Origin of the sequence: Larkinella sp., assembly GCF_965227735.1 — a bacterium.
In the GTDB taxonomy this organism is placed as follows: Bacteria; Bacteroidota; Bacteroidia; order Cytophagales; family Spirosomataceae; genus Larkinella.
In genome coordinates, this window is the sequence record NZ_OZ245776.1 from 3,157,675 (window position 1) to 3,171,148 (window position 13,474).

The window sequence follows — 13,474 nt, forward strand, 5'->3', positions numbered from 1 at the left end:
GCTTTTAAGCTCATTTTGCTACATCCCCAGTGGATGGATTGGGAATTATTACGCCTAATTTTAACCGACAAGACCAACATTATGTCAAGACTCTTACCTATTCATCCTGTTTTACAGACGATTATGCGCGTTGCTCTGTATCAATCCCTGCTGTCTCTATTCATTGTACTAACTCCGCTGGCCCACGCCCATGACGTACGGGGTCAGAAAGTGCTGGAACAAAAAGTAACGTTGCTGCTGACCAATGTCGATGTCGAGAAGGCGCTGGAGAAAATTGAGAAGATGACGAAAGTCAAATTCATGTACAATCCCCAGGTTTTCAGCAACCAGAAATACACCTTCCGGTTTCAGGACGAAGCGCTTTCGGGCGTACTGGAAAAAATACTGACCCCCCATAAGGTGGTTTACGAAGTTGTGCAGGACAAAATTATCCTGAAACGCGCTCCGGGTCCAATCGAAGTCGCACCCGCTAGTGTCAAAGAAGCGCCCAAACGCAATGTGACGGGGAAAGTGTCGGACGAAAACGGGGTCGGACTCCCCGGCGTCAGCGTTCTGGTGAAAGGCACCCAACGGGGAACGTCTTCCGACGCCGAAGGACAGTACAAACTCGAAATTCCGGATGCGGAAGTTCAGACGGCGGTTCTGATTTTCAGCTTCGTAGGCTATACCTCCAAAGAAGTAACGGTGGGCAATCAGACGACGCTTTCGGTGCAACTGGCCCCGGAGGCCAAGTCGCTGAACGAGGTGGTCGTAACCGCCCTCGGGATTGCGCGGGAGAAAAAGGCCCTGGCTTATTCCGTTTCGGAAGTGAAAGGCAGCGAATTTACGCAGGCCCGCGAAAACAACGTCGCCAACGCCCTGACCGGTAAAATTGCCGGGGTGAACGCAACCGGTATGGCCACCGGCCCCGGTGGTTCGAGCCGGATCATCATCCGCGGAAACGGTTCGCTGAATGGCAACAACCAGCCTTTGTATGTGATCAACGGGATGCCGATGGACAACAGCATTCCGGGCGGTGGCACCGCTTCGGACGGCAACGGGATGAACGTTGACCGGGGTGACGGCATTGGCGGGATCAACCCCGACGACATCGAGTCCATCAGCGTGTTGAAAGGCGGCCCCGCAGCCGCTCTTTACGGCGCCCGGGCCTCCAACGGGGTGATTTTGATCACGACCAAAAAAGGCCGGGGGCAAAAAGGAATCGGGGTGGAAATCAACAGCAACACGACGTTTGAAGACATCGCCGTGATTCCAAACTGGCAGTATGAATTCGGCCAGGGTCTGGACGGCAAAAAACCGACCACGGTGACGGAAGCCAAAAGTACGGGACGCCTGTCGTACGGTGCACGGATGGACGGCCAGCCCACCATTCAGGTCGATGGCCAGTTGCACCCGTATTCGCCCCAGAAAGATAACCTGAAAAACTTCTACCGCACCGGAAGCAACTACATCAACTCGGTGGCTTTTACGGGCGGCAACGAATCGGTCAATTTTCGCCTGGGTCTGAACAACACCAGTTCCAACAGCATTGTGCCGAACTCATCGTTCACCCGCCGAATCGCCAATTTGAACCTGAACGCTTTTCTGGGCAAGAAACTGAGCATCGAAACCGTATTCCAGTATAACCTGGAAGAAGGGAAAAACCGCCCCAAAGTGGGGTATGCCGACATGAACCCGCACTGGGCGACATACCTGGTGGCCAACGTGGTCGATATCCGCAGCCTCTCGCCGGGTTATGACCCTTTGACGGGCAAAGAAGTGGAATGGAATCCGGTTCCAGCCGCGCCGAACCCCTATTTTGTGGTCAACAAGTTCAAAAACGACGACACCAAAAACCGGTTCCTGAGTCAGGGAAGCATTCGGTACGACATTCTGGACAACCTGTATCTGAAAGGCAGCGTGAGCCAGGATTACTACAGCTTCTCGTCGGAATACGTACAGCCGACCAACAACGCCTACCAGCCGCTGGGAACGTATGAAGCCCGGAAAACGACATCATCCGAAACCAACGGCATGTTGACGCTGAACTATAACACCACGTTTTTCAAAGAATTGAGTTTCACGGCCATGCTGGGAGCCAATTCGCAACGCGCCATTTATGACCAGACGGTGATTGCGGGCAGCGAGTTTACGGTGCCTTATTTCTACAGCTACACCAACCTGGCCGCATCGACGACCACACCGACGTATCTGAAAAGTGCGATCAATTCCGTGTTTGGTTCGGTCGATTTTGGCTACAAAGGGCTGGCGTACCTGACGGTTTCCGGTCGGCAGGACTGGTTCTCGGTGCTGAATCCGAAGAGCAACAGCATTTTCTACCCGTCGATCGGTGGCTCGCTGATTCTGTCGGATGCGTTCCGCTTGCCAAAAGCCATCAGTTTTGCCAAACTGCGGGCTTCGTGGGCGCAGGTGGGCGGTGCCACGGTGAATGCCTACCAGATTTACCAGTATTACTCGATGCAGCAGGGTGGTCACAACGGCCGTCCGGTGCAGGTGTTGTCGTCGTCGCAGGTGCCTAACCCGGATCTGAAACCGCTGACGTCCACCACCTATGAAGGCGGTCTTGAAGCCAAATTCCTGAACAACCGTCTGGGCATCGACCTGACGTTTTACAACCGGAAAACCACGGACGACATCGTAACGTCCAACATCGCCCTGTCGTCGGGTTACACCTCGGCTCTGCTGAACGTGGGTGAACTGAGCAACAAAGGCGTTGAGTTGCTGCTGACCGGCACGCCCGTTAGCCAGGGCGCTTTCGGCTGGGATGTCAGCTTCAACATGGCCTACAACAAGAGCAAGATCGAACGGCTGGCCGAAGGCCTGACCGGTATCGACGTCGGCAGCGGTGTGGGTGGTGGTCTGGTGCGGAACGTTCTGAACCGGCCCTATGGAACGGTTTGGGGATACCGCAAGAAAACCGACGCCAACGGCAATGTGGTTTTCAATACCGCCAGCGGTTACGCCGTTCGGGGCGACTTGCAGGAAATCGGGCAGGGCACTCCTCCGCTGACGATGGGGATTACCAACAATTTCCGGTATAAAAACTTCTCACTCAACTTCCTGATCGACGGCAAATTCGGCAGCATCGTGTATTCGAACCTGTACCAGTATGCCTACCGGTTTGGTTTGCCGCAGGAAACGCTGCCGGGTCGGGAAACCGGCGTCACGGTAACCGGTGTCACCCCCGAAGGCAATCCGTTTACGAAAACCTGGAAAAAAGAAGAGGTGGATACCTACTACGACAACGACAAGAATTACACCGCCATGTTCATGTTCAACAACGACTTCGTGAAGCTCCGCCAGGTGGTTTTGAGCTACAACCTGCCCGTCAGCAAGTTGTCGTTCCTGAAACTCCAATCAGCCTCGATTTCCTTCGTGGCGCGGAACCTCGCGATTCTGTACAAGGACAAAAAGAACCAGTATTTCGATCCTGAATCGGGCTATACGAGCACCAACGCCCAGGGTCTGGAAGCCTTTGGGGTGCCCAGAACCCGGAGTCTTGGTGTGAATTTAATGGTGAAATTCTAATTAAAACTATCTCACGATGAAGCGTCTGATCCAAAAAATACTGTGTGCAGCCCCGTTGTTCCTCCTGTTGTCTTCCTGCGACAAGGGTTTTGAGGAAATGAACGTGGACCCCAATAAATATTCCGAAGTCATTCCCGAATACATGTTCACCCGCGCCTTGCTGGACGGCGTAAGCACCAACTTTACGGGGGCGGCTTACCTGACCATCGGGCAGTCGATGCAGCACTTTGCCACCTACAAGGAGGTCCCGGCGGCTGGTGACAAATACTTCAACTTCGGGTATTCGACCGGCAACTGGAATGCCTACGCCGGAACCGGTGCCGGGCAGGGCGCGGTCGTTTCCATCCGCCAGGTGATCGATGCGGTTTCGACCAATCCGGCCAGCGTGAACAAACTGTCGGCGGCCCGCATCTGGAAAGCGTATGTGTTTCATCGGCTGACGGATTTGTACGGCGACATTCCGTATTTTGACGCCGGGAAAGCGCTTTCTGACAAGAATTACGGGCCCAAATACGACACCCAGCAAGCCATTTACGCCGATCTGCTGAAAGAACTGGAGCAATCCATCGCGGCTTTCGACGCAACCAAAGCCACCTTCGGCTCAGCCGACCTCATGTTTGGGGGCGACGTGGTGAAGTGGAAAAAATTCGCGTACTCGCTGATGCTACGGCTGGGCATGCGCCTGACCGAAGTGGATGCGGCTACGGCCAAAACCTGGGTTGAAAAAGCCATCGCCGGGGGCGTAATTCTGGAAGATGCCGATCGGGCTGTCATTGCTTACGTGGACGGTTCACAAACCGCCAGCCGGAATTTCATCGCCAACGGTTTGCTCAGTACGGACTACATCACGCCCGGTGGCGACAATGTGGAAGGCGGAAAGTTTGCCAAAACGCTGATCGATTACCTGAAAAACACCAAAGATCCGCGTCTGAACGTGATTTCCATCGTCTGGACGTCTGCCGATGGCAAAACGTTTACGGCCGACACCACAACGGCTTTACAGAGCGGGATGCCCAACGCGGCTTACAACAACCTGCCGGCCAACTTCAACACGTTTTCGGAGCCGAATCCGAACACGCTGCTGAAATACAGTGCGCCTTTGATCGTGTTTGGCAATGCCGAAACGAACCTGTTGCTGGCGGAGGCTTCCGTCCGCGGCTGGGCGAGTGGAACAACGGCGGCAACGGCCTATGCCAATGCCGTTAGAGCCGGAATGCGGCAATGGGCCTTATTCGGAACGGGGGGAACGATTTCCGAGGCAAAAATCAGCGCGTATCTGGCCCTCAATCCGTACAAAACCGGCGGAACCGTAGCGCAGCAAATGGAACAGATCCAGACCCAAAAGTGGGTGTCGCTTTTTCTGGAAGACGAATACGAGATTTTTGCCAACTGGCGCCGGACCGGCTATCCGGTGCTGACGCCGACCAATTATCCGGGCAACCTGACGGGCGGCAAAATCCCGACCCGCTTTGTGGTTCCGGATTCAGAAGAGACCTACAACAAAACCAATTTCATCGAAGCACGAACACGGCAGGGCGGCACCAACACGCTCTCCAGCGTTGTCTGGTGGGATAAATAGGCAACGAAAGATCGTTTTCGAGTACCGATTAAATTGACAAACAAAATAGCACCGGGATCTTCCTGGTGCTATTTTTTTAAGGTGATGTTCGTGATGGGCCGGTTTTCGGTTACTTCAAATGGTTATTCCTTCTTTTTAGCGTAAACGATGTCGAGTGCGGCTCCGGCATCCCCCTGCTGTTTCATCCAGGTTTCCAGTTTCTGCCGGTATTGCCCGATCCGGTTCTGATGGGCCGGGTCTGTCGCCAGATTGGTAAGCTCCCAGGGGTCTTTTTGCGTATCGTAAAATTCGATGGCGGGGCGTTTCACAACCCGGTCGGTAATCCGTTTGGCCTTCGGATCGTTCGGCACCTGATCGACCCAGGAAAACCAGACCGAATTGCGGTCTTTTTGCTTTGCGTTCATCATAAACCGGTTGTAATACTCCTCATCGGGCGTCAGGTTCAGAATGAGCTTGTAGCGGGTGTCGCGGATGCTGCGGATCGGGTAAGGATTTCCTTCGGGAATGTTGTTGTGAATTCCGTAGGCATACGGTCGCGCGGTCGAACTTTTTCCCAGCAAAACCGGCAAAAAACTCTTGCCGTCCAGCCCGGCAATGGGTTTGCCGCCCGCCAGATCCACGAGGGTCGGGGTAATGTCTTCGTATTGAACCAGCGCATCGGTTTCGGTCCGGGGTTTGACGGTTCCGGGCCATTTGACCACCATCGAACTTTTCTGACCCACATCCCAGAGGTTCCATTTCGCACCCGGAAACTGCGCGCCCTGTTCACCCAGAAACACGACAATGGTATTCTTGTCCTGACCGGTTTCTTTCAGCAAGCGGGTAATTTCGCCCACCTGGTCGTCCAGCCGCCGGACTTCAGCCAGGTATTTGACAAACTGCCGGCGCGTCACCGGCGTATCGATCCAATTGGCGGGCAGAATCAATTTATCTGCATCGAACTCGGTGGTATCGCCCACCGTCCAGGGGGTGTGCGGATTGATGCTCATGACAAACAGGCAATACGGTTTGTTGTCGCGGGTGATGAATTTCCGGACATCGTTCAACTGGTAGTCGTCCGTCGGGGCCACGCAGTTGGGTTCGAAACCGGTGACGATCTCGAACGGAAAGACGGTTTTGGGTTTGGTACTGTGATCTTTGCCAGTTAGCCCGACGCGGTAGCCCAAATCCGCCAGATAATGGCCAACGCTTTTCAAGGAATCGTAAACCGGCTTGTGGTTCTGGAACGATCCGTGCCGCACCGGATACAAACCCGTAAAGAGCGAGGCCCGCGTCGGCACACACATGGCTTCGGAAGCATAGATGTGATTGAATTTCAAGCCTTCATTTGCCAGCGCATCAATGTGGGTCGTTTTCAGGTTTTTCCCGCCGTAACAACTCAACTGCCGACTGTCCAGGTCATCGGCCATGATGATAATGACATTGGGTTTGGTGGCCACCGGAGAGGGCCTTACGGCCAGCCCCAGCCAAATGCTGCTAAGCAGGATCAAACCGAGTAGAAGTCGATTCCGGGAAGTCATCATAGACGCTGTTTTAAAAAAAATTCCAATATACGGAATATCGGTTTCGAATGTGCCGAATCGTGGTGTTTTACAATAACCGCCCACTTACCCTACTCTCCTTAACAAAAGCAACCGGATGTTCAATAACATCCGGTTGTAGCATCAACGGTTGAACTTGCCAGAGACCGGTCACCTCCTTCAACCTGTTACGTTATTTCAAAACGGTCCCGAATCTATTATTTAAGTTTTTCCATACGCCAGCTAGCATCTTTTTTATACAGATCTGCATCCATTTTCGGATCGATTTCCAGGAAAAGACCTTGATGACGCAAGTAAGAATTGGCGAACTTTGCACTCTGAAAGCTAGTAAAGCCTTTTTGAGCAGGATCATTAAACAGCGGTGTTTCTTCGTAGAATTTTGCCTCATCCGGTACGGCAGTATGTTGCCTGGCCGTTAATCTATTATCACTCTCCGTATTTCCCGACAGCGTTAAGTAGGTGTTCGGTTTTGAATTGACTACTTTAAAAGCAACCATTGGCTTACCGGCATTTGCCCCTAACTGTACCTTTTGAATATTCAGATATTCATCATTTCCAGATACATCTTTAAGCTTTTTGATAACACAGACGCCGTTTTGCAGGGTTACGGCATAAGGCTCCTTATCGCTGTAAGCTCCTCCATTGATCGAATAAGCCCTCAAATTATTCAGGTCGATGTAAACGTCGCTTTTCTTAAATTCATCCCAAACACTACCCGTTGGATTAACTGGTTGCATAATTTTATCATTTAGATTCACCGTTATGCCTCCTTTCAGGTTATTTCCACAACAGTTATCATCCACTTGTACAATAACGAAGGTATTGATTTCTCCGACAGCCAGTTGTTTTGTAAAGTCAGTAGTGACATTTTCACCACCTCGTTTACCGTCATTTGCTTCCACATAATAGCCGGTGGGGTGCAGACTGTTATACAACATCATCCGGGCCTGATCATCCACGATTCCAATGGTTACCGTTGCTTTATTGACCTTAAAATCGGCTGGTATGTGCAGATAGGATCTGAAATAGGTGAAATCAATTTGTGTGAATTTGTTGTAATTCGCGTTAGGCAATATGCTGGTTGTTGAATACGAGACCTGTCCATTCGGCGCAGCGACAGACTTCCACTTCGGGTCTTTCTTGATGGGCGTCTGGGCGTATTTATAAACGCTCGAAAGTCTCTCGTTGCCATTCCGGGTTTTTTCGTTAGCCGGCAGATCGACGATGCCAGCTCCTTCATTTACCTCCCAGGTCGACAAGGTCTGGGCCTGGCTGTAAGCAACAAAACAAAGGCAAAGCAGGGCGACAGAGATTAGTTTTTTCATAAAAAATGGATTGAATTTTCAAATGCCTACTCTTGGCAGGGATTTTCAGCCTCCTCCCTCGTTAGCGCTGGTACGCTTGTAACGATAGAGCAAAACTAGGTCTGCCCGACGGGCATTTTCCGTCAAATTAGTTACACTTTCCGTCAAAATGAGGGGTAATGGGCTATTTTAAACCCGAAATCAGGTCTCCAGCAGTTCAGAAGGTGACTTACCAAACCGCGTTCGAAAGCTGCGCGCAAATGAGCGGGCATCGGCGTAACCTACTTTAGCCGCTACCTGGGTAATAGAGTAACTGGTATGGCTTTCCAGCAAGCGCCGAGCCTCTTCCATCCGCACCGCCTGTACATATTGCAGTGGCGAAAGCCCCGTCAGCCGTTTCAACTGACGCAGGAGGGTGGATTCGCTCATGGCGAACTGGTGGGCTAACTCCGGCACGTTGAGCGTTGAATCGGCCAGGTTTTGCTGCACAAATCCCTCAAACATTGCCAGCCATTCCCGGTCTTCTTGCGACAGGACAGGACCCGCCGGATCGGGTTTCTCCTCTTGGGTGATTGCCAATCGACGGGCAGCCTGGTTAGCCAGCAGATTGGCAATACGGGTCAGCAGTTCTTCTTCGTCGAAGGGCTTGAGCAGGTAATCGTCTATACCAATGCGCAAAGCCCGCAATTTGTCCTGCACATCGGCCCTGGCGGTAAGCATAATAACAGGGAGGTGACGGGTAGCGTCGTCGGATTTGAGCTGCCTGAGCAATTGATCCCCATCCATGACGGGCATCATTAAATCGGAGAGAATGAGCGAGATCCCCATCCCCGCCTTACTGTCTACCCGTAATCGTTCCAACGCAGCCTGCCCGTTGTCTGCAGTCACGACCTGGTATTTGTCCGACAAAATCAGGCGAATATATGCTTGCAGATCTGCGTTGTCCTCCACAACGAGGATCGTCGGTTTTGAGTTATACATCACTCCTCCCGTTTCACCGGTAGTTAAGCCCCGCCGTGCCATATCCCTATCACCTGCCTTTACAGTCTGACGTGAATACAGCGGTTCACGGTTCTGACTGCTGGCACTGGTAGGCCGAACAACAACGGGGAAGGCTACCCGAAAAACCGAGCCGGTATCAAGTGTACTTTCTGCGTCGATTTCTCCCCTCAAAAGCTGGACGTATTCGTGGCACAGAGCCAGGCCAATGCCCGTGCCACCCTCAGCAGGTTTGTCGGGCCGGGTGGTTTGGAAATAACGGTCAAACAAGTGGGGCATGTCGTCGGGATGGATACCCGGCCCGGTGTCGGCAATGCTCAACTGCAGCCTTCCATCAGCCAGGTGTACCGTGGCCGTTATCAGCCCGCCCGCCGACGTAAACTTGAACGCATTACCGAGCAGGTTGTTCAGAATCTGGCGGCATTTCGCCTGGTCCAGATTGGCCTCCACATCGTCGGCCACCGCGATGTGGAACGCATAATGCAGGTTCCTGCTCTCAGCCAATGACTCAAACTGGGCGAAATGGCTTCGAAAAAAGGCGGCTATCAGGGTTGGCTTTTCATCCAGTTCCATTTTTCCCATTTCCATTTTGCCCAAATCCAGAATATCGGTGACCAACTGTTCAAGTTGCTTGCCGCTCCGGTGGGCAAATTGCAATAGGCTGGTTTGCTTTTCGGTTAATCGGGTTTCCTTGAGCAGCGTACCAATGGGGCCGAGCAACAACGCGAGCGGGGTGCGCAACTCATGGGAAACGTTGGCAAAGAAGCGGGATTTGGCCGCATCGAGGGCTTTGAGTTTGTTGGCCTGGTTGTGAATGAGCGTATTCTGTTCGATCAGCTTGCGTTTGTCCTTCCGCTGTTTCCGATAGCCAAAGAACAGGCCCACCGCTGAAACCACTACCAGAAATACAATGATGAATGAAAAGCGGAGTTGGTCATTCATCAGCCGAAGGGCCAATTGTTGTTCCTCAAGCTGTTGTTCCTTGTATTTATTCTGATAGCGTGCATCGATCTCAATTATCTTGTCTCTAACATCTTTTTCTTTTAAATCCAGCTCCATCCTGTACCCTTTTTGCAGGTTAGCCATAGCCGAATCCAATAAACCCATATGCCTGTAAACGACGCTGCGAAACCGGTAAGCACCAGCAATGGCTGAGTGCCGTTCATGGCCTTTTAAAATGGCCCGATTGGCCGAAATGATCGTGGAATCATTGTACGCCAGGGCCTGGCGGTATTCCTTTTTTTGAAAATGCAGACTGGCAAGGGCTGCAAACATATAACTACTGCCTGTATGATCGCCCAATTGCTGATAAAGCTTAACGGCGGTCTGGCTATGATACATCCGCTCAGCTATGGAAGATTTGGGCAGCAGCATGTTCAGGAGAAGGTGGCTGATGGCTTCTTCAAGCACTAGCCCATATTTTGGTGCCGTATTCAGGGCTTCCCGTGCAAAAAATAGCGCTGTATTTTTATTTCCGAACAGGCGTTCCCAGGAAGCTCTGCGGATGGCGAAGTAGGGATATACCGCGTCCAGCCTGTACTGATCAATGTCAGCTTTAGCCAACTCCAGTTGTTTCTTACTGCTTTCTTTACGACCGATCTTTTCGTATAACAAGGCCAGCCCCAGACAGGCTTTGGCATGAATCTCCCAAAGTCCTTTTAGCTTACTCTGCTGTTCTACACGCAGCAATTTTTTTAAAGCCAGATCGCCCTGCTCATCCTGGTCGAAAGCTACGGCTTCTGCCAGTTGCGCCCGAATCCCGAAGGGCGTGTCGAGTTGGCCACGGATTTCTATTGCCTTCAGCAATTTGCCGGTAATGGCGATCACACTGTCATTTCTAAAAGCCTGCAAGTGGGCTTCTGCGCGGGTTAGTTCCCATTCATCCTTAGAAGTAAGACGGTTTTGGGCGTTTAAGCGGGAGATGCTCGAAAAAAATAAGATTACAAAAACAATCAATGCGGGAATATCCCGGCGCATGATTATCACCATAAAGAATGCTAAGGTTATGGAACGTCTCTTATTTATTTCCGGTTTAAATTTAACAAATTCTTCGTTAAGTACCGAATTTCACGCGTTTTATTCCAACGGCAGAATCACATTCGTCAGCTTCCAGTCGAACCAGTCGCGCGTGAGCACAAAGCGAATTTCATTCCCATCCTTGTCGGGAACATAGGCCGAAAACGTATCGAAAGAATTGAACCGAAAGCGCACGTTCCCAAACGGCTCGGTCGTTCCCCCCGTGGATTTCTTCAGGGGGTTCACTTTTTGCCCCCGCATCATCGTTGCCAGACCGGCCGGTGTTACCATCCGGTCGACTACCGGGCCCGCAAAGAGGCCGGCCAACCCTTTCACCATGGCTGTAGCCGGGCTGTTGTTCGGATTGTTGACGGCATTGGCAGCCTGCGCGTTGAGCTGGTCTTTCAGGTTCTGGCGCAATCGGGTAAAATCCACCTGATCGGCGATCGTTTCCGCATCATTGGCTTTTACACCCGTTTTGAGTTGATAAACCGTATAGTAAGGCCCAACCCAGATGATGCCCAAAAGGGCAAGAACAGCGATGGCGATGTAGTGACGCGGTTTCATGACGGGTGCATTTTTCTGTAAAGCTACAAGAAGTATACGACTACGAAAACCTTTGTTTCGCGGCCACTCGCAGGTCGTGCGCATAGCGATCACCTTCAGGTCTATCTTCCAGTATGACTGTTATTCACGCTTAATTGTACATACTCCCGGATTGTTCACTACCTTCGTCAAAAGCCAAGAGACTGTTTCGATTCTAAAACCGGGTTTTAAAAGTAGTCCTACTATAATAAAGCCAAAAACACAGTTTTATTAAAATCGTCGTATGAAGTGTCGTATCTGCGGAAGTGAAAAAGAGAAAAAATATTTTAAAGCAAAAGAAATGATGCTGGGTACACGCGAAGAGTTTACATACTTCCAGTGTGGTCAATGTCAGTGTTTACAAATAGAAGAGATTCCCGGCAATTTATCGCAGTATTATCCCGAAGGTTACAACGGATTCGAGGCTCCTGAAAAGAATATATTCGGAGGTATAAAAGGCACTCTCAGAAAGTACAAATACAAGGCCGCTTTATTTCCAAAAACCGCTTCTTCAGGCTTTTTAAAGGTTTTTTTTCAGGCAAAACAATACGACATTTTAGGTTCTTTGTCGCTGACCATGCAGTCTAAAATACTGGATGTAGGCAGTGGTGAGGGGGCTTTTTTATATCCCTTATACGAATTAGGAATGAAGCAGGTGCAGGGCGTAGATCCTTTTATAAAGGACACTATCGTCTATCCCAATGGTTATAAAGTTGTTAAAAATCAAATCTATGCGGTCACAGGAAAATGGGATATTATCCTTTATAACCATTCCTTTGAACATGTTCCGGACCCTTTAGAACATTTACTGGCGGTTTCTAAGTTGTTAAAACCCGGCGGAATCTGTATCATCCGGATTCCAACGGTTACTTCATACGCCTGGGAACATTACGGAACCGATTGGTTTCAACTGGATGCGCCCCGACATTTATTTCTCCATTCAGTAGAAAGCATGAAGTTGCTAATTTCAAAGGCGGGGCTAAAACTAGAAGATATCATTTATGATTCTACTCATGCGCAATTTACAAACAGCGAAAAATATAAAAATAACATCGGGCTTTACGAGGACTCAAAAAGCCTGTATGCCGGTTATGCAGACCGCAAATTAAAAAAAGAAAAATACAAACGATTTGCCCGGCAATTAAACAAAGAAAACCGAGGTGATCAGGCCGCTTTTATCATGAAGAATTAGAGAGATTCCTGCTCATTAAACCAGCAGAAAATAGATCATTCAGGACTTGTTGTCACCTTGCCAATCGCTCCAGGCAATTGGCAAGGTGATCGTTGCTTCGCTTACAGCGGTTTTAACTCCAGGTTTTTCCACCGAACCTTAATGCCGCCCCCATCGTGAATCTGCAACGCCACTCCGCCTTCGCCTTTCCCGATTTTTTCGTCCTTCAGATCCACCATTTGCTGGCCATTGAGCCAGGTCTGCACGCGGTCGCCCTCGGCCCGAATCCGCAGTTTGTTCCACTGCTCCGGCTTCAGGATATTCTCTTTTTCGTCGGGAATCTGGATCAGCCAGCCCCGGCCATAAGACTCGTAAATACCGCCCGTATCGTGGTTCGGGGGCGCTACTTCGACCTGCCAGCCGCTCACTTTCGTTCCTTCTACCGTCGACCGGATAAAAACGCCACTGTTACCATTGGCTTCCTGCTTGAACTCCAGCGACAGATCGAAGTTTTTATAGAATTTATCGGTCGCCAGATACCCGTAGCCTTTGTCGGGGCCGCTTTCGCAGACCAGTTCACCATCCGCCACATACCATTTTTCAGTACCGTAGATTTTCCAGCCCGTCAAATCTTTTCCGTTGAATAGCCGGACTTTTTTGGTGGGGGCCATAAAACCAACCGACACCACAACCAGGAGAACCAATACGAGCAATTTTTCTTTCATGGGTTATCAAAAAAGTAAGTTTAACA

General features: G+C 50.8%; 8 protein-coding genes. 3 read left to right on the forward strand and 5 right to left on the reverse strand.

The features are described 5' to 3' along the window. Nucleotides 1-81 precede the first annotated feature (81 nt). Nucleotides 82-3,528, forward strand: coding sequence for a SusC/RagA family TonB-linked outer membrane protein (locus tag ACO064_RS12080; RefSeq protein ID WP_421827610.1), 3,447 nt, complete (start codon nucleotides 82-84; stop codon nucleotides 3,526-3,528). A gap of 16 nt (nucleotides 3,529-3,544) precedes the next feature. Further along, on the forward strand, nucleotides 3,545-5,107 hold the full coding sequence (locus ACO064_RS12085; RefSeq protein WP_421827611.1) for a SusD/RagB family nutrient-binding outer membrane lipoprotein: 1,563 nt from the start codon (nucleotides 3,545-3,547) through the stop codon (nucleotides 5,105-5,107). A gap of 122 nt (nucleotides 5,108-5,229) precedes the next feature. Here ACO064_RS12085 and ACO064_RS12090 read toward each other — a convergent pair whose 3' ends face one another. From ACO064_RS12090 to ACO064_RS12105, 4 genes are all read right to left on the reverse strand, one after another. Further along, the gene (locus ACO064_RS12090) at nucleotides 5,230-6,630 is read right to left on the reverse strand and encodes a sulfatase (RefSeq protein ID WP_421827612.1); all 1,401 of its coding nucleotides are present in this window, start codon (nucleotides 6,628-6,630) and stop codon (nucleotides 5,230-5,232) included. A gap of 215 nt (nucleotides 6,631-6,845) precedes the next feature. Next, entirely contained in the window at nucleotides 6,846-7,973 is a 1,128-nt protein-coding gene (locus tag ACO064_RS12095) for an AbfB domain-containing protein (protein ID WP_421827613.1), read from the reverse strand. Nucleotides 7,974-8,153: 180 nt separating this feature from the next. Continuing rightward, complete coding sequence (locus tag ACO064_RS12100; protein ID WP_421827614.1) at nucleotides 8,154-10,928, reverse strand: response regulator; 2,775 nt, start codon at nucleotides 10,926-10,928, stop codon at nucleotides 8,154-8,156. A gap of 99 nt (nucleotides 10,929-11,027) precedes the next feature. Continuing rightward, nucleotides 11,028-11,534, reverse strand: coding sequence for a DUF2939 domain-containing protein (locus ACO064_RS12105; RefSeq protein WP_421827615.1), 507 nt, complete (start codon nucleotides 11,532-11,534; stop codon nucleotides 11,028-11,030). Nucleotides 11,535-11,796: 262 nt separating this feature from the next. On the opposite strand from ACO064_RS12105, the gene ACO064_RS12110 reads away from it, so the two are divergent. After that, on the forward strand, nucleotides 11,797-12,744 hold the full coding sequence (locus tag ACO064_RS12110) for a class I SAM-dependent methyltransferase (protein ID WP_421827616.1): 948 nt from the start codon (nucleotides 11,797-11,799) through the stop codon (nucleotides 12,742-12,744). Nucleotides 12,745-12,845: 101 nt separating this feature from the next. Here ACO064_RS12110 and ACO064_RS12115 read toward each other — a convergent pair whose 3' ends face one another. Then, a complete protein-coding gene (locus ACO064_RS12115) occupies nucleotides 12,846-13,448 on the reverse strand; it encodes a 3-keto-disaccharide hydrolase (RefSeq protein ID WP_421827617.1) in 603 nt (200 codons plus the stop codon). Nucleotides 13,449-13,474: the final 26 nt, after the last annotated feature.